The 17,857-nt window shown below is 57.5% G+C and carries 15 protein-coding genes and 3 pseudogenes; 14 read left to right on the plus strand and 4 right to left on the minus strand.

The features are described from left to right. Positions 1 to 113: 113 nt before the first annotated feature. From J3P73_RS37815 to J3P73_RS31410, 3 genes and pseudogenes are all read right to left on the minus strand, one after another. Positions 114 to 284, minus strand: a pseudogene (locus J3P73_RS37815) (WGR domain-containing protein); the annotation flags it as partial. A 1,122-nt stretch (positions 285 to 1,406) separates the two neighbouring features. After that, a complete protein-coding gene (locus J3P73_RS31405) occupies positions 1,407 to 2,237 on the minus strand; it encodes a hypothetical protein (protein ID WP_207580147.1) in 831 nt (276 codons plus the stop codon). Positions 2,238 to 2,866: 629 nt separating this feature from the next. Continuing rightward, positions 2,867 to 3,640, minus strand: a complete 774-nt coding sequence (locus tag J3P73_RS31410) for an SOS response-associated peptidase family protein (protein WP_207580148.1) — start codon at positions 3,638 to 3,640, stop codon at positions 2,867 to 2,869. 295 nt (positions 3,641 to 3,935) lie between these two features. Between J3P73_RS31410 and J3P73_RS37820 the strand changes: the two genes are divergently transcribed. The 3 genes and pseudogenes from J3P73_RS37820 (at position 3,936) to J3P73_RS31425 (ending at position 9,388) form a co-directional block, all read left to right on the plus strand. After that, complete coding sequence (locus tag J3P73_RS37820; protein WP_245002781.1) at positions 3,936 to 4,694, plus strand: ImuA family protein; 759 nt, start codon at positions 3,936 to 3,938, stop codon at positions 4,692 to 4,694. Continuing rightward, positions 4,609 to 6,125 (plus strand): annotated as a pseudogene (locus J3P73_RS31420) (Y-family DNA polymerase). Before J3P73_RS37820 ends, J3P73_RS31420 begins: the two are co-directional and overlap by 86 nt. Further along, positions 6,122 to 9,388 (plus strand): error-prone DNA polymerase, encoded by a 3,267-nt coding sequence (locus J3P73_RS31425; RefSeq protein WP_207580150.1) that lies wholly within the window; start codon positions 6,122 to 6,124, stop codon positions 9,386 to 9,388. Before J3P73_RS31420 ends, J3P73_RS31425 begins: the two are co-directional and overlap by 4 nt. 144 nt (positions 9,389 to 9,532) lie before the next feature. Here J3P73_RS31425 and J3P73_RS31430 read toward each other — a convergent pair whose 3' ends face one another. Next, positions 9,533 to 9,673, minus strand: a complete 141-nt coding sequence (locus tag J3P73_RS31430) for a hypothetical protein (protein ID WP_207580151.1) — start codon at positions 9,671 to 9,673, stop codon at positions 9,533 to 9,535. Here J3P73_RS31430 and J3P73_RS31435 point away from each other — a divergent pair. The 11 genes and pseudogenes from J3P73_RS31435 to J3P73_RS31485 form a co-directional block, all read left to right on the plus strand. Next, a pseudogene (locus J3P73_RS31435) lies at positions 9,645 to 9,983 on the plus strand (hypothetical protein); the annotation flags it as partial. The gene J3P73_RS31430 and the pseudogene J3P73_RS31435 sit on opposite strands and share 29 nt — an antisense overlap. Before the next feature lie 115 nt (positions 9,984 to 10,098). After that, a complete protein-coding gene (locus J3P73_RS31440; RefSeq protein WP_207580152.1) occupies positions 10,099 to 11,439 on the plus strand; it encodes a hypothetical protein in 1,341 nt (446 codons plus the stop codon). A gap of 16 nt (positions 11,440 to 11,455) precedes the next feature. Further along, a complete protein-coding gene (locus tag J3P73_RS31445) occupies positions 11,456 to 12,892 on the plus strand; it encodes a YCF48-related protein (protein ID WP_207580153.1) in 1,437 nt (478 codons plus the stop codon). A 30-nt stretch (positions 12,893 to 12,922) separates the two neighbouring features. After that, complete coding sequence (locus J3P73_RS31450; protein WP_207580154.1) at positions 12,923 to 13,186, plus strand: hypothetical protein; 264 nt, start codon at positions 12,923 to 12,925, stop codon at positions 13,184 to 13,186. Continuing rightward, on the plus strand, positions 13,125 to 13,976 hold the full coding sequence (locus J3P73_RS31455; RefSeq protein ID WP_207580155.1) for a class I SAM-dependent methyltransferase: 852 nt from the start codon (positions 13,125 to 13,127) through the stop codon (positions 13,974 to 13,976). The genes J3P73_RS31450 and J3P73_RS31455 overlap by 62 nt, the downstream gene beginning before the upstream one ends. A gap of 100 nt (positions 13,977 to 14,076) precedes the next feature. Further along, entirely contained in the window at positions 14,077 to 15,162 is a 1,086-nt protein-coding gene (locus J3P73_RS31460; protein ID WP_207580156.1) for a zinc metalloprotease, read from the plus strand. Positions 15,163 to 15,213: 51 nt separating this feature from the next. Then, positions 15,214 to 15,543 (plus strand): hypothetical protein, encoded by a 330-nt coding sequence (locus tag J3P73_RS31465; RefSeq protein WP_207580157.1) that lies wholly within the window; start codon positions 15,214 to 15,216, stop codon positions 15,541 to 15,543. 257 nt (positions 15,544 to 15,800) lie between these two features. Then, entirely contained in the window at positions 15,801 to 15,944 is a 144-nt protein-coding gene (locus J3P73_RS38350; protein WP_425328909.1) for a hypothetical protein, read from the plus strand. Continuing rightward, complete coding sequence (locus J3P73_RS38355) at positions 15,892 to 16,107, plus strand: M28 family peptidase (RefSeq protein WP_207580159.1); 216 nt, start codon at positions 15,892 to 15,894, stop codon at positions 16,105 to 16,107. The genes J3P73_RS38350 and J3P73_RS38355 overlap by 53 nt, the downstream gene beginning before the upstream one ends. A 67-nt stretch (positions 16,108 to 16,174) precedes the next feature. Beyond that, positions 16,175 to 16,618 (plus strand): histidine phosphatase family protein, encoded by a 444-nt coding sequence (locus J3P73_RS31480; RefSeq protein WP_207580160.1) that lies wholly within the window; start codon positions 16,175 to 16,177, stop codon positions 16,616 to 16,618. Between the two features lie 814 nt (positions 16,619 to 17,432). After that, positions 17,433 to 17,825 carry a hypothetical protein gene (locus tag J3P73_RS31485; RefSeq protein ID WP_207580256.1) on the plus strand — a complete coding sequence of 131 codons (393 nt, stop codon included), beginning with the start codon at positions 17,433 to 17,435 and terminating at the stop codon, positions 17,823 to 17,825. The last annotated feature ends 32 nt before the right edge of the window (positions 17,826 to 17,857 follow it).

The following is a 17,857-nucleotide window of genomic DNA, read 5'->3' on the forward strand; positions in this document are numbered from 1 at the left end:
TAACATGTCTTTAATTTATAGTAGTTGGGTAATGAGAATTCACTCCGGGAAAACATAATAAAGTTGACACTCTCTTGTGGCGGCAGTGGACATTTCAGTGGACCTACTTTTATTCACCTGAAAAACACGGGCGGTCCAGGCCAGCTCTGCATATGCCGGAGTACTGTTCTTGGCAAATAGCCGCGAGCACGCTTTCGTTTTAGCAGGTCGAGGAACAACGAAACCGCTTCCTCTTCCCGTTGGAAAACAGACTGTTTCTCCTGGCCACGTTTTCCGATCCATCCCCGGGCTCCAATGTTTCTTCGAGTGCATGTCCATCCTTGTCTGGCGTTGAGCTCATAGGATACCCGAGACACAATGAAGCCGATGGCGGATATACAGGCGGTTGTTGTAGGCCAGATTGAACCATCTCTGGACAACGCGCTGAACGAGGCAGGAACCTGCCGTCGCCGCTCCAAGGCCGGGCAATCTCTGCGATTGGTGGTGTCAGGGCCGCGGGAAACAATCTCAGTGGCGTTTTGAAGGATTTGAACTCCGGCAGAAACTCCCGATGACAGCGGACGTGTGTGTGTCGGTCAACGACAGGTTGTCTCTGGTGGGATTGGTGATCAGCCTTAGGCGCGACGCGCTTCAGTCTGCGACGATTGTTTTAGAGAAACTCAGTGCGGCGGTGGACGTCCTTTCACTAACTACGCTCCGTATACAATCAGGTCTTACAGCGTTCGCGACGGACGATGCGAGGGCTTGCCGCGACGCAATCGGCCAAGTGGGAGAGGGCGTGATCGACTTGGTTCGAGCGATTTCGAGCGTGGACACTTTCGCAAGTGGCAGTGCGGCACCTGTCCAAAAGATGAAGGATCTTGTGACCGAACTGCAAAAGTAACGGGAGCTGTCAGCGACGCGGGAAAGCAATTGTTGGACGCCGTGGCCGCCGCGGAGACATCTGCCAAAAGTGTTGCGAACAGGTTCAACAATCAGATCAAAGCATGGAAAGACGCTATCGCAAAGGGCGCGCGAGACCCAATGCTGCGCACCCGAAACGATAACGGAACCCGTGGAAGGCTTCCTTCAACCAATCAAGCTACAGCGTTGGCACCTGTCTTTGCCGATCCCGGACGAGGACCAGAAGAAGCGACTTTCGGTTCGGGTGAGTTTGGAGTCGGCGCACGCAAACTCCCATGCGCGGCGGGCGGGGGAGGCGCAAAGTTGACACAGCTGCCTGTATTTCAACCGTCCGCACTCGACGGCCCGTTGGCGTTCCTTCCCGAGCCAATCGTCGTCGAACTCAGCATCTAGACGGAGGTGCAACTGTTTCGATTTAAAAATCGCGTTGGGTAAAGCGTTCCCGGCTGATACGGCGAAGTTCGATCGGCGAGGCGCACGTTTTGTAACTCAGCGAAAATTAGTCATGCAATTGTAACTGTTGAAGGATCGCTCAAGTAGTAGCCGCAAAATATTGAGTAATCTGCACGATCGCAGTTTTCGGGGTCGCTGATTGGATTGCCGCTCTCATCGACATTTTTTGCAGGAAACTGGCCTCTCTTGTGTGACCAAAACGAATCGTCGTCCAATCTGTACCAATGGTAGTCATACGATGGCCAGATCACCAGCGCAACGTAGTGCCCGGCGATTGGCGTCGAGGCAGGCCTTCCGCTGGCCACCAACCCGTCGCGCGTGCTCGCAATCCCCACGTTTCCGCATTCAAAGGCGGAGTATATTAGCCCGGTGCCGCGGCCGGGTTGCGCGATGGTATTGGTAATGATGTCATTGGCGTAGTTGTAGCAATTGTTTGTCGTTTGAATGGTTGGATCGTCATTCCATTTCCCAGGATCGTATGGAACCGGGGATAGGATGTGCATATTCGGTCCGGCGGTGAATTTATTCGGAATCTGCAGTTTCCGTTCAACATGCGCAATAATGTCTGGCTTGAGCAAACGCCGCGCTGTGTCCAAAAGAAACCGTTCAATCTTCCGATCGCGATCTATCCGACTTGGGACCAAGCGCGCCACATCCACCACGCCTTCTGATATCACAATCGTCGGGTAAAGGGACTCAAGAGCTGAGTCGATGCGAAAGCCAACGTAGCCTAATCTCCCGGCTACAGCGGGCGGCTTCAGGAGACTTTTTTCTTGAAGGCTTCCAATCAATTGACGCAGCTGATTGATTTCGTGGTCAGACAATTCCCAAGTTGGATTGGGCGCTCCAGAGAAGACGTCGAGAGTTACAACGGCTGTCATCGGGTGATACCTATGCTTGAGTGGATTTTTCTCGTAAAGTATCAAGTACACTTCAACAGAAGACAAGAAGTAATTGCAGCGAATTAACAAAATGCAACTCGAAAAGATGAAATGTTTGATTAGCGCCCAATAGACGCGACTGATTGTGAAATTTAGCTCTGGTACTGAAGTGTCGTTTGGCTATGCAAAGTGCTCTTCAGGCGCGGGAAGGATGCTTGAGAAGCCGCGCCCTTGAGCATATAGCAAAGGCTGATTTCCCCTGTGCTCTCGAATAAATTCGGTTGCGCGTATTTCGCCGTTAGCCAGCTTACAACAAAAGGGGTCTTCCACACTTTGTGTGGTTAACAGACCGTTAGCGATGGCGCCGGTATGAGCACGCATGCGAACGAAATCGAAATGGTCACCCGGTCCGGTTATTAGAGTGCAGAGCGTCGTGTTTAGCGATGAAGGCAAATGGGTCGTGTCTACCTGCGGACCAACGGGACAGCCTCTGGTATCTTCCGATCAACGAAGCAATGCACCTCCTCCCGCAGAGCTTCGTGTTTCAGGCGACCCACTCCTCCTCCCAACCGCTCCTCCCGCGGCAGGCTTTTTCGTTTTCCGATACATTCAAGCTCTGAGTTCAGGCGTCAAAGCAGACTGCCCTGTTCCACCGGCTCTCCGGATTTCGAGACGATCGTGGATCCGTACGGTTCGCGTGAGGAAATGATCAGCGCGTCGTTGGGTAGTGGACGGGCCAGTTCCTCGGCCTCGTCCCAAGGCGCCCGCATCCAGGTGTCGGTCTCTTCCTTCGTCAGCAACAAGACCGGCATGGCCTTCTCATGGATCGGCTTCACCGGGTCGTTGGGATCCGTGGTCAAAAACCCGTAGAGATCATCGGTGGTCAGGCCGTCCCTGACCTTTCGGACACTCTGCCACTGCGGCACATGGAGACCGGCAAAGAACATCAGCGGCTTACTTTCGTCGCGGGCGAACCAGGCATTGGGCACGTTTCCGCCATCTTCCCGGCTGGCCGGATCCGGTTCCGCGAAGCTGGTGACCGGGACGAGGCATCTGTTTTCGACGCCGAACCATCGCTTCCAGTGCGGAAAACTGAGCTTGCGCACGTTGGTCGTGCCGCGGTCGGCCTCCATGCGGATCAGTTCTTCGAGATCGAAAGCCTTGCCCTTGGCTGCCAGTTTCTCGGCCTTGGCTTTGGCCGCCTTCTCAAGTGCGAAGCGCGGCGAGGGCAATCCCCAGCGCGCATGGACCAGTTGCTTCTTTCCGTCGGCGGTGTTGCGGACGATCGGCCCCATCTGATCCGGGTTCATTTGGTACGCCGGCATGAGGTTGATCATGCTCTCGGCGTCCTGAGCCCACATGGCAACCCAGTCCTTGTCTTCCATGCGGTACAGATTGCACATGGGCAGTGACCATTCCCGTGAACACTGCGAGCATCGTAACCGATGGAATTGCCAAATGCCAACCGGCGGATAAGTTGCGAATCCGACGAAATTTATTTCCGCTTCGACCAAATCGCCGCAATTGGCCCATGGCCATGATTTGCAAGGCGAATCTCTTGGTTTCCTAAAGTTGAGAGATAATATTCCTATTCTCGGTTGCTTGACTCTTCGAGTCCTTCGGAACAGATAGTGAACATCTGCATTTGAACGACATGAAGTCGAAACTCCAACACGGCCTTCAAGGGACGCGTGAATGATGACTGCTGCCCGCAACAGGGTAATTACCGAGCTACGTGACCGTATCGCCTCCCTTGAGGGCGGATCGACGAGGAAGGTCGGCTGCCTTGCTTTTGGGGTTTCCGAAATAGACGCAGTGCTTCCGGGCGGCGGTTTGGCTTATGGCGCCTTGCACGAGTTTGCCGGTGGCGGGTCCGGAACGGTCGATGGTGCGGCTGCCGCCCTCTGCGTTGCCGGGATCGCTGCGCGAACCAAAGGGCAGATCCTTTGGTGCATGACGCGTCCAGACCTGTTTTTCCCGGCGCTGGCGCTGGCGGGTCTTCATCCCGATCGCGTGGTCTTTGCCGAAGCCGATAGGGAAGAGGATGTCCTGGCGACAATGGAGGAAGGTCTTGGCTATGGTGGCCTGGGCGCCGTGGTCGGTGAGCTCGTCCGTCTTCCCATGACCGCGTCTCGCCGGCTTCAGCTTGCGGCCGAGAAGACCGGAACGATCGGGCTGGTCGTGCGACGATGGCGGCGGCAGACGGAGGCATCGGATTTTGGCCAGCCGACGGCGTCGACATCCCGGTGGCGCGTCAGCGTACTGCCATCGGAAGAGCTACCGGTTCCGGGTGTTGGACGGCCGCGATGGCTCCTGGAACTGATGAGAGTGAAGGCGGGTGAGTGCGCAGAGTTTATCGTAGGAGCGTGCGATGCCAAGGGTCGTATCCATTTACCTTCCGGATCTCGCGATCGACAGGATCAGACGGGCCGACGGCGCGGGAATGCTGTCCGCTGAGCGGCCGCTTGTCGTCGTCGCGAAGAGTGGTTCCAAACGCTGGATCGCGGCGGCTGATGAAACAGCCCGCTCCGCGGGTCTTCACATTGGCATGCCGGCCGCGAAGGCGCAGGCCATCGTCCAGGGTCTGCAGATGGTCGACGCCGCTCCGGTCGCGGACGGTGCGGCCCTCGAACGCCTCACGCTCTGGGCGTTGACGCAGTACACGCCGATTGTCGCAATGGATGCGCCCGACGGCATCGTCATGGACACCGAAGGCGCCGATCATCTCCAGGGCGGCGAGGATCGATGCTGTCCGGCATCGTCAATCGCTTCCGCGCCAAGGGGCTGACCGCGCGGGTTGCGATTGCCGACAGCTGGGGTGCGGCGCATGCGCTGGCACGGGTCAGCAAGCGCGATACCGTGATCGCTGCGCGCCATGAAACATCGCGTTTCGTCGAACGGCTACCGATATCATCATTACGTTTGCCTGCGGAAACCGTGGTTGGCCTGCGGACCCTCGGGTTTCAGACGATCGGCGAGCTGTCGTCCACACCACGCGCGCCGCTTGCCCTTCGCTTCGGTCCCGAAATCGGCCGTCGTCTCGACCAGATGTATGGGCGGTTGCCGGAGCCGATCGATCCGATCCGTCCGATGGATGTCATCGAAGTCAGCCGCGCCTTCGCCGAGCCGATCGGCGCTCCCGAGACCATCGCCAAATACGTCTCGCGGGTTGTCGTTGAACTCTGCAAAGCGCTCCAGCAGAAGGGTCTGGGTGTTCGCCGCGCAGATCTTCTCGTCCACAAGGTCGACAATACCATGCAGGCGATCCGTGCTGGAACCGCGAAACCCGCTCGCGACGTGGCCTGGCTGACAAAGCTCTTCAAGGACCGGATCGAGAAGATCGAGCCGGGCTTCGGAATCGAGAAGCTCTCGCTGGTGGCTGTCATCGCCGAACCGCTCACTGAGACGCAGAAAGCATCCTCCCTGATTGAGGAGGAGATCGTCGCTATCGCGCCGCTGATCGACGTGATCGGCAATCGCGGGCAGCGTGTCTATCGGATAGTGCCTGTGGCGAGCGACGTGCCTGAGCGCAGCGTCAAGCGGGTGAGTGGGGTTGCCGGGGAGACCGGTGCATCATGGAGCTTGCACTGGCCTCGGCCGGTTCGGCTCCTCTCCCGTCCGGAGCTCATCGAGGTGATCGCGCTCCTGCCGGATCATCCGCCTGTGTCGATGACCTGGCGCGGCAAGCGACGGCGGGTGAAACGCGCTGACGGCCCGGAGCGGATTTTCGGCGAGTGGTGGACGAGAGGATCCGAGTTCGATGCGGTGCGTGACTATTTCGTGATCGAAGATGAGAGCGGCGAACGGTTCTGGATATTCAGGTCGGGCGATGGCATCGATGCTGCGACCGGCTCACATAAATGGTTCCTGCACGGGATCTTCGCATGAGATATGCCGAGCTCCAGGTCACGACACATTTCTCATTCCTGCGAGGGGCATCGTCGGCGGATGAACTGTTTGCGACCGCCAAGGCGCTCGGCATCGAGGCGCTCGGCGTCGTCGACAGAAATTCGCTCGCCGGCATCGTCCGGGCTCTCGAGGCGTCCCGCGCCACAGGCGTTCGCCTCGTGGTCGGTTGTCGTCTCGATCTGCAGGACGGCATGTCGATCCTGGTCTATCCGACCGATCGTGCCGCCTATTCCCGACTGACCCGTTTGCTGACGCTCGGCAAGGCGAGGGGCGGCAAGGCCAACTGCATCCTGCATCTCGACGACGTCGCACTCTATGCAGAAGGCCTGATCGGTATTCTGGTGCCCGATCTACCCGACGAGACCTGTGCCGTGCAGCTCAGAAAGATGGCGGAGATGTTCGGGGACCGGGCCTATCTCGCGCTTTCCCTTCGCCGGCGGCCGAACGACCAGATGCGGCTGCACGATCTGTCGAACATGGCCACACGCTTCAAGGTGAAGACCGTTGTGACGAATGACGTCCTTTTCCACGAACCGTCGCGCCGTCAGCTGCAGGATGTCGTCACCTGCATTCGCACCAGAACCACGATCGATGACGTCGGTTTCGAGAGGGAGCGCCATGCGGATAGATTCCTCAAACCGCCCGAAGAGATGCAGCGGCTCTTCCCCCGTTACCCGGAAGCATTGGCCCGGACGACGGAGATCGCCGATCGCTGCCGGTTCTCGCTAGATGAACTCATCTATCAGTACCCCGAAGAAGCCATCGTCCCAGGCAAGAACGCGCAAGCGTCTCTCGAGCATTATGTCTGGGAATGCGCGCCTGCACGCTATCCGGAAGGTCTGCCGGACAACGTTCTGAAAATCATCCGGCATGAGCTCGACCTCATACGGACAATGAAATACGCACCCTACTTCCTGACGGTGTTTTCGATTGTCCGATATGCCCGCAGCCAGGGCATTCTCTGCCAGGGGCGGGGATCCGCCGCCAACTCCGCCGTCTGTTATATCCTCGGGATCACGTCCATCGATCCGGAGACGAACGATCTGCTGTTTGAGCGTTTCGTTTCCCAGGAGCGCGACGAGCCACCGGATATCGATGTCGATTTCGAGCACGAGCGCCGCGAGGAAGTCATTCAGTGGATCTACAAAACCTACACACATCAGAAGGCAGCACTCTGCGCGACCGTGACACGCTATCGTGCAAAAGGAGCGATCCGTGATGTCGGCAAGGCACTCGGTCTGCCGGAGGATGTGATCAAGGCGCTGTCATCGGGCATGTGGTCCTGGTCCGCCGAGCTGGTCAGCGACCGGAACCTGCGGGAACTCAATCTCAATCCCGATGACCGCCGCCTCGCATTGACGTTGAAGCTTGCACAGCAGCTGATGGGCGCCCCCCGGCATCTCGGCCAGCATCCGGGTGGATTCGTGCTGACGCATGATCGGCTCGACGATCTCGTCCCCATCGAGCCTGCATCAATGGCCGACCGGCAGGTGATCGAATGGGACAAGGACGATGTCGAAGCTTTGAAGTTCATGAAGGTGGATGTCCTGGCGTTGGGGATGCTGACCTGCATGGCAAAAGCATTCAAGCTGATTGAGGAGTATAAGGGCGAAACGATCGATCTGGCGAATATCGAACAGGAAGACTCTGCGACCTATGCGATGATCCGAAAGGCCGACACTCTCGGGACGTTCCAGATCGAAAGCCGGGCTCAGATGGCGATGTTGCCGCGGCTGAGGCCGCGGACCTTCTACGACCTCGTCATCGAGGTAGCCATCGTCCGGCCCGGGCCAATACAGGGCGACATGGTGCACCCCTATCTGCGCCGCCGCGAAGACAAGGAACCGGTCGTCTATCCGACGCCCGAACTGGAAGCGGTGCTTGGAAAGACACTCGGCGTGCCTCTCTTCCAGGAGTCGGCCATGAAGGTGGCGATGGTCTGCGCCGGCTTTACCGGCGGCGAGGCCGATCAGCTTCGCAAATCGATGGCAACGTTCAAGTTCACCGGTGGCGTCTCAAAATTCAAGGACAAGCTGGTCTCCGGCATGGTGAAGAATGGATATTCGCCGGAGTTTGCTGAAAAGACCTTTTCGCAGTTGGAGGGGTTTGGATCCTACGGTTTTCCGGAAAGCCATGCTGCGAGTTTTGCGCTCATTGCCTATGCCTCGAGCTATGTGAAATGCCATTACGCCGACGCCTTCTGCGCGGCCTTGATCAACAGCCAACCTATGGGTTTCTATGCGGTCGCCCAGATCGTCGGCGACGCCCGCAACCACGGTGTGGAGATCCGGCCGGTCTGTATCAACCGCTCTCGCTGGGACTGCACGCTCGAGCCGGTAGTGGGTGACGAGCGACGTCATGCCGTCCGCCTGGGTATGCGTCTGGTGCGTGGACTGGCCGCAGTCGATGCGGCTCGCATCGTGGCCGCCCGTGCCGATCAGCCCTTCGACAGCGTCGATGACCTGTGGCGGCGCGCGAGCGTTCCGGCAGCATCGTTGGTCGAACTGGCGGAGGCCGACGCTTTCCTGCCATCGCTCGAACTTCAACGTCGCGATGCGCTGTGGGCGATCAAAGCTTTGCGCGACGAGCCGCTGCCGCTCTTTGTTGCTGCGGCCGAGCGCGAGATGAAGACGATCGCCGAGCAGCAGGAGCCCGATGTCGAACTCCGGCAGATGACAGATGGCCACAATGTCATCCAGGACTACAGCCATACTGGTTTGACCCTGCGCGAGCACCCGATCGCGTTCTTGCGCAAGGACCTTGCCGCACGAAGCATCGTCACCTGCGGAGAAGCCATGTCCGCCCGCGATGGCCGTTGGTTGATGACCGCCGGTCTCGTTCTCGTCCGTCAAATGCCGGGTTCGGCCAAGGGTGTGATGTTTCTGACGATCGAGGACGAGACCGGCCCGGCAAACGTCGTTGTCTGGCCGAAGCTCTTCGAGCGGCGTCGGCGCGGCGTGCTCGGATCGAGCATGATGGCGATCAATGGCCGCATCCAGCGGGAAGGGGACGTCGTGCATCTCATCGCCCAGCAGCTCTTCGATCTCTCGGGCGACCTATCCGCACTGGCGGATCGTGATGGAGAATTCAAACTGCCGACGGGCCGTGGTGACGAGTTCGCCCACGGTTCGCCGGGCAGCCCGGATTCGCGAGATCGAGCGCCGGCGGTCAAGACGAGGGATATTTTCGTTCCAGCCTTACATATCGATGCGTTGAAGGTGAAGGCCAGGAATTTTCACTAATGAATGCAGCGTGATAGCTCATCCTTGATGGAGAATGCGGCGGTTCGACTCCGTTCAAGACCTTCGGTTGCGCAATGACGGGGCCGGCGGATCACATCGTTTCAGGAGGTTCACAGTCAGGTCCGCTTACGGCCCTAAGAGATGTCATAAATTCTTCGCGAGCACGGCGAATACGAACTTGTCAAAACCGGTTCGCACTTCGATGAATGCAACATCCAGGAAGCGCTGCGCGCCGGCTGCCACAACCTGATCGTCCAGCGAGGACGGCGGCATGCCGGTCGACATCGAACTTCTCGATCGTGACATCAGAATCTTTGCCACCGGCCGGAAAAGCCGGCAGTTCAGCGATACCGCCGACGGAGCCAAGGCCAGCGCCATCGTTTACAGCTTGGTGCTGACCTGCCGCGCCCCACGCGTCGAGTCGCTCGCATGGTTGCCCCACGTCCTCGAACGGCCTCAGCGCGCTGCCAACAGTGATATCGACCAAGCTTTCGAACAGGTCAGGGGCCTAGATCAGTTTCCCGCGAAAGTCAGTCCGCGGAATATGGTCTTAAATCCGTATGGAAAGGAACAATCGCTATGGGTGCAATGCTAAGAAATGCGTTTACAACGGGAGTGGTAAGTGTTAAATAGCATATAAATAAATTCTTCCGTTAACTTAGTAATAATTACGAGGATAAGCCTTATGGGCTAGGCTTGGAGGGGTATATATGAAATATTATACGATTTCTATAATTCTCTCTGTTTCTACATTGCTGTACCTCGGAAATGCTCGAACGTCCGAAGCGCAAACAACGTGTGAGCCTCCTTCTACATGGATTTCCCATGCAGTTGTTCCGCCTCCGGACAACAATACAGCACCGTCATCAAATTGTGCCTTCCATGTCTGGGCGTGGAACACCTTTCTCTGGATCACGCAGCCTGTGGAAGAGGGTGCACTCCGCTTCAAAGCTTTCGCTACCCTGGACGATCTATTCTCCAGCACCGCCTCGGCCATGCGCTTTTCCGCTCTGCCGAAAGAGAAGGTGCTAAAATTAACGGTGCGCGTGAATAAATCATTCGAGATGCAGGGGCTGGACAGCATCTTTCAAGCCGGAAGACGAGGCGTGCTGATTCACGGGCCGGGAACGGACAGCGGTCGGGCGGTTTACTACTCCCAGAATGTCGACCCGGTTTTTTATGAGTTCGTTCGCACGAACAAGTACTACTTGCCGGATGAATATGAGAAGGCACAGGCGACGGTCAATTTCCCCGTTGGTGCAATGGAATTCAAGTATTCGTGGAAAGTCGTTAAAGAGGGCGAGGATACCTCGACGTTTTATGTGACCAAGGCGGAGATATTTCTCCTGACTGAAACGACCGATAGCACAGGCAAAACCACGGTCGTGGTCGATCCGAGCAAGACCAAGACGGTCGATGTTGCGCTGGTGGGCGTGCATGTCGTCGGCGTCGTGAAAGACCATCCCGAGTTCATCTGGGCAACCTTCGAACACAAGGACAACGCACCGGATTTGCCGGCGGGCATGAGCATGACCGCGGCGGAGCCGGTCAGCGATCGCGATTGGACATTCTATCACAAGAACACGCCTGCCAGCGACAGCAATCGCAATCCGGCCGACAATCCGACCTCCCCAATGAAGCTGGTCGACGCAGACAAGCAGCTGCTGTCGCCGGTCGTGAATATCTACCGCGCCTTCCCCTTTGGTGGTGGGACGCCGGAGAATATCGCCAATATCCGCTCGCTCAACGAAAGCGTCCAGACCAAGGTGCTCGCTGGCAGCGTCTGGGCCAATTACATGCTGGTAGGCGGCGTCTGGAGTAAACCGAACAATGTTTCGCCCGGAGCGGTGATAGTGCCGCAACTCGGGTCGGTGAGTCTTGCCAATACCACGATGGAAACCTTCGATCAGCTTTTCCCAAATGTGAATTGCTTCGCCTGTCATAAAACGACCGAGGAGCCGGCGGACGGCATTACAATTCCGGCAAAGAACATGAATCTCAGTCACATCATGACCAATGGCTATTTCCGGCAGCGGGTGGCCGGCAAATAATTCGGAGCTCGACAAGATGACCGACGTGACAGACTGGACCTGGATCGTTGCCGGCGATGTGCCGGTTTCGAATTCTCGTACGGACGATATCTGGTTCTTCGACGAAAACAACGGCTGGCTTGTAAACAGCAACGGGCAGGTGTGTCAAACGACGGATGGTGGGCTGACATGGCGTCAGAGGCGCTTCATTGATTCGTCGATGGCCGGATTCCCTTATCTGCGCTGCATGGCCTGGCCGAATGAGCGGGTCGGCTGGATCGGATCGGTAACCAAGTTTTCAGCCGGCAAGGAATATCTGGATATCCTGCTGCACAAGAGCGAGGACGGCGGAGAGACCTGGACGGCACTGACCAACATGCCGCAGGATGCTCCGGCTGGAGTCTGCGGACTGTTTGCCGTCAGCGAGCATGTGGTCTATGGCGCCGGCACCAATGACCCAAGCCTGGCGGGGCCTGGCGTCGTCAAGACGACCAATGGCGGCGCCAGCTGGACATATATCGATATGTCCGAACATGCAGACAACCTGATAGACGTCTATTTCTCGGACGAAAATACCGGCTGGGTGGTTGGCGGCAAGATTAGTCCGAGCTGTCCCACGACCAAGCCCGGTTACGAGACTGCGCCACAATACGCGCCATTAAGGCCGGTCGTGCTGAAGACCACCGATGGCGGCACGACCTGGACGAACAAGGCTGCGGGCGTGAACTTCGATTGCGGGGAATGGGGCTGGAAGATTCAGTGGCTCGATGCGATGCACGGATTCGTCTCGCTGGAGAACTTTACCGCTGCCGCAATCCTGGTCACCACAGATGGCGGCGAGAGCTGGACACGCAAGCCCATCGTCGATGGCGCCGGGACGCAGATCAACGAGGATCTGGAGGGGGTCGGCTTCATCACGCCAAAATCCGGTTGGGTCGGCGGCTGGGGCAAGGAGTTCACGGGGCTGTTGAACAGTGTGACAGTCGATGGTGGCGACACGTGGAACAGTCAGAACAGCGATGCATCCATGCCTGCCTCGGATCTGCGAACCCGCATAAACCGGTTTCGTTTTCTCGGCAATCCGATCCGCATGGGCTATTGCAGCGGGCACGCGGTCTATAAAGGCGGACCCAAGAGCCAGATGGTTGCCAAGTCGGCGCAGGCTGCGACGCGGGTGGCTGCGGCGCCAGGTTTCGCCATGGGGTATCTATCCGAGGATACAGCCGGCACGGTCGAGATCAGTTATGTGCTGGAATCGGATGCGAATCGGATCTTTGTCGGCATCTGGAATCATTTCGCCTTTCACATCCGCACGCTTGTCGACAACAGGCCGCAGGCGAAAGGCCGCCACAGCGTGATCTGGGATGGGCGCGACGACGAAGGCAAACGTCTTGCGGGCGGCGTCTATATCTGCCGGATGTCGGTGGATGGCAGGGCAGGAGAAAGCCAGATGGTCCGCCTGCCGACGATATAGTTGCTTTTTTCATGTCAAGGGAGAGATGCCATGACGGTTACCTGGGATATCATCAAGGGATACTTTACCGATATGGATGTGGATCATATGAAGCAGGTCTCGGGATCCTGGCCGAAGCCGCTTGATCTGCATGACGAGCAGAGCGTGCTCTACTATGCCGCACAGATACATGCCTCAGTCAAAAGCGGCACGATGCCTATCGGTGAGCCCCGGTGGAGCCAGCAGTGGGTCGATGATTTCTATCAATGGTGGCACTCCAGGGATCCAGCAGCCGATGCAAAACGGATTGGCTAACCAGACGGGCATAGCTGAACTACGGCCAGGCGACGGTCGCCGTTCTGGCATCGGTGAGGGTCTGTGTTACGACGAGGGGATGAGGCAGGCGGCGGCGCGCGGCATGATCAAGTTTGTCGAAGGATCGACTACTGGCGGGGAGCCGGATTTTTTCTCGCATCTCAGCCCCCGGTCCAGCGCTGCTCTTGATCTAAGACCATCCAATACGCGTCCGTTGTGCCCGGAGGCGCTTACATTCCTGCAGGGGCTGTCTGGGCGCGAATGCCCCAGGGTTCTGGAACTGGGGCCTGGTGCGGGCGTGTCCGCTGCGGAGATAAAGGGCAGGCTGCCGGGATGCCGACTGGAGACGGTGTCGCTGTCGCCGATCAATCCATTTCTTTGGCCGACACGCCGGCACGCGATCCCCGCCTCGGGATTTTCTATGGTTCCGAGGCAGGATCCATACATTGATCTGCAATATGTGGGCGATGTCGATCATGCTCTGGCCGCTATGAAACAGCAATTCGATTTCATTTACGACAGTTTTGGAGCTTTGTTTTGGCAACTGACGCACGCGGCTCGAGAACGTTGCTTCCTCAAGGCCCGGCGACTTTTGCAAAGGGTCGTCGATTTGGTGAGGCCGGGTGGAACGCTATTCGTCGCGGCATCCGACGGGCAACTATGGCTGGAGCATCTTCTCAACTGTCATGCTGCTCCGGAAGACAGGATAACTTTGTTCCCGCCGATGTTTAAGTCCACACAGATGCGTAGCTGTGCTTTTGAAAAAGATGGGCAGAGCAAGAAGACATGACCGCATGGCGGCACGTTGATCGCGATGTCACCGGGCATGGCAAGATGCAGACACATGTTTCGCAAACGTTTTACGAGCCACGAACCGAGGGAGAGAAACGATGCCAAAAACACCCGTCGACAAACCGCATCACCGAACATGCGCCGTGATGCCGCACCATTACTTCCTGGCGGAGACCGATGCCGTTTATCGAGACAATCGACGGATGATAGAGTCAAGCACGAGAACCACTCGGCTCGCGACGCGCACAGCCATCATCCGGATTCCCGTGGTGGTTCACGTCCTCTTCCATACCGACGAGGAAAACATCGAGATGAGCCAGATCGAAAGTCAGATCGCTGCGCTCAATCGCGACTATCGCATGCAAAATGTCGACGAGAGTCAGATTCCGGCCGCATTCCGCGCATTCGCAGCCGACACGCTTATCGAATTTGATCTCGCAATGCGTGATCCCGACGGCAATGCCACTATCGGCGTTACCAGGACGCGAACTTCAAAAACCGTCTTTCCATATGACTCGACCGATCCGCAGGCAACGAAGAAGCTGGATGATATGATTAAGTTCGGGGGCTTCGGCAAAGCCGGGTGGCCGCGCGATTCCTATCTGAACCTGTGGACTTGCAGCCTTGGCGGCGGTCTCCTCGGATATGCCCAATTCCCGGGAGGACCGCTGGCGACCGATGGAGTAGTCATTTTGAACAGAGCCTTTGGCACCAGCGGCATTGCAAGACCGCCATACAATCTCGGCAGAACTGCCGTTCACGAGGTCGGCCACTGGCTGAATCTGCTGCACATCTGGGGAGATGACAACGGCGGGTGCGGTCAATCTGACAGTGTCGACGATACGCCCAACCAGGCTGGTCCGAACGGTTCGGAGGTCCGTATAGAGAATTTTCCGCATGTCACCTGCAACAATGGGCCAAATGGTGACATGTTTATGAACTATATGGATTACGTTGACGACGACACCATGTTCATGTTCACGACCGGCCAGTTGAAACGGATGAACGCGACCTTGGCTGGACCGCGATCGCAGCTGGCGCAATCGATGGGTTTGACGCCAGTGACGACGCCGGCGCTGGCGCCTGAAGCTGTTGCTTTGGCGACCCCCTTTGCCCGGGCAACTCTTGGCGATGAGCGTGGTGAGCGGCCCACCAGAGAGTTTGACGGCGTTTCGTGGGTCTAGAGCGTGTCGCATCTAGCGCCAAGCCGTCGGTCGTGATGAGGGAGGATGTCAATGGCTGAGCCTATCGACGCCAAGCTATTGCACGGTCATTGGGTTCACGCGCGTGAGGAGGACACGCCAACGGAACAGGTCTATCGCCCGGCCGGCTTTCCTCTTGCCCCCTCGCGCGGGCGGGCGGGTCTGCAATTCAATGAAGACGGGACATTCAAGCGAATCGGAGTCGGTGCCACTGACATCTCCTCTGTAAAGGTAGGGGTATGGCAGCTTGATCATGCGAATGCCGGTAGCATTCGCGTTGAGGAAGCCGGGAAACCTCAACTGCTGGAAATCAACGAGCTTAAGCAAGACCGCCTGGCGATCAAACGTGTTCCGAGTGAGTAGCGTTGCCTCAATTCTGGGCGCAGGGAATATGGAGGGAACGCCCATGTGCCGAAAAGCGAATGCTGCAACCCCTCCTGCGCCCGCGCTGACGAGGAGGGGAGCGGCAGCGGCGGCGCAGACGTTATTGAAATCGCCCGTGCTTTGAAAGACGTAGCCAACGTCCATGACTCGTCTTCATCCATTTGGGCTGTGGGGAGTAAGGCCTGTTCGGCAGCAGGCATTTCGTCAGATCGCTGTTGGCGTCGCAGTGTTCACGGGTGCACTCGGTCATCAACATGGACATGATCGGTACGCTGAATACGGCCGTGCTGATCGTTCTGCTTGAGGGTCGCGCTATTTTACACAAGTATGTTGAACGGCCTCGTCGATGCAGCGTCGAGTTATCCTGGCCCCGCTGTTGAAATTTCAATCAATGCTGCGAACAGTGATCATGTCCCCATCCTCGACAAGGGAATTCCGGCGGTGTTGACGATCGAAGAAACTGACTCTCCCAATAAGATCCACACATCTCGTGACACGCTGGACCGCGGCAGTTTTGATCCGAGCTGGAAATATTGCGAATGAATATGGCATTTGTCGCCCAAGCCTCGCGACTAATCCAACGGAGGCTTATCATCGAAAGGCATGCCAAATGATGATTTTTGTTCTGCGCCATGCGGATCGCGACCCGGCGGCTGACGCCTTGTCGCCGGCTGGTATAAAGCGCGCCCAGTTTCTGGCGCACATGCTTTTTGGAAGCGGCGTCACCGAAGCCTACTGCAGCGACGCACATCGCACACATGAGACACTCGCACCGCTAAAGCAGTTGCTTAGCAGCCAGCTTGCCGTCACCGAATTTTCAGCGTCAACGCCTGACGGACCCGATGGTCATATTCAGGCCGTCGTCGCTGCCGCCGCTGCTTTGCCGGCGACGGCGATCGCTATTGCGGTTAGCCACAGCAACACAGTCGGTCCTATCATTCAGGGTCTGGGAGGGGACAACATTGCCCCAATCGGCGAGTCAGAATTTGACCGGCTATTTGTCCTTGTCGATCCGCGCAACGGAAACAAAAGTTTACTCCAGCTGCGCTATTGACATGGGCAAAGGCGACGTGCCGCTCGCCGTGGCATTGTCGTCATCACGCGCACTCGCACGAAATGCAGGGGCTGCTTTCGAGCAGTCGGCTGTAAATAGAAGCGCTACATACTTGAGTAGCAAACCACTAGGCTCCGGCAGCGTGGTCTCCCCTGAAGCGTCCGCAGCTGCATACACGGCGGAGCCGCCGCCCTTTTGAAGTAACACTGAATGCACAAAAGAATTGTATTGCATATTTAAGAGCTCTTGAAAGTTGCTTGTCTATATGATTTAATAATACTTGTCGTTTCAAGAGGTCTTCGTAACATTCCAGCCCTTCCGGATCATTTTCGGGGGAGGATTTGTTTGTTTTTCGAAGTCTATTCGCCGCAATATGCCGCACTTGGGGGTTCGGAGGGGTAGGCGCCCCGGGGTCCAGAGCAACAGAACGTGCTCAACAAATGATGAGCAGATCAGTAGGATGGATGCCGTGGACGTTTCGCAGGGGTGTGAGCAATACCAGTGCTTTGATAGAGCAAATAGCAATGCGGATGTTGCGCAGGCGAGGTGCCTGCATTTCTAGGCGGAGATGAGGCCATGGCAGAGGCGCGCAGGCCCGGAAACGGCATGAGATCTTTTTCGATGCACGTAGCGGACGCCGGAGCGGCCCCTATGTTCGCCGCGTTGTCCAACGAACAGTCCGACCTTCCGACTTTCGCGTTTGAACCGATGGCGACACAAGCGGTGGAAGCGTCGGCATCGCCTGACGACGGCGGGACGCTCTGTCCGGCCACATGAATTGAGCATGCTTCACCGAAGGAGGACTATCGTGGCGATAAGCTTTTCCGGCATCTGGAGTTATCGAAGCCTGGTGAACAACCCTGATCTTTCTGCATCTTTCGACAGCTTGCGTTTTGGCGCGGGAACGCTGACCTTGTCCGAGCCCGCGCCTGGCAAGATTGGCGGCTCTCTTGGCGGGACCGGCTGGTCCCTTTCCCTCGACGGGGCTGCCACGGATGGCAGGCCGGCGACCCTGAAGTGGCAAGGGCGAGGTATTATCGACAACGAGGAATGGGTCTACGACTATCTCGGCTATTCCATTCCCCGCTGGCCGAATGCAGTGGACCAGATCGATACCATCATTGGCACGGTCATTCGAACGGTGACTCACTCCAATGGTCAATCACCCGCTGGCTATACGGCCACGTTCTATGCGGTGCGCGTTTGATGCGAGCGGCCGCTTGAGTGGTCGCGGATATT

This window comes from Rhizobium ruizarguesonis, assembly GCF_017357285.1.
GTDB classification, from domain to species: domain Bacteria; phylum Pseudomonadota; class Alphaproteobacteria; order Rhizobiales; family Rhizobiaceae; genus Rhizobium; species Rhizobium ruizarguesonis.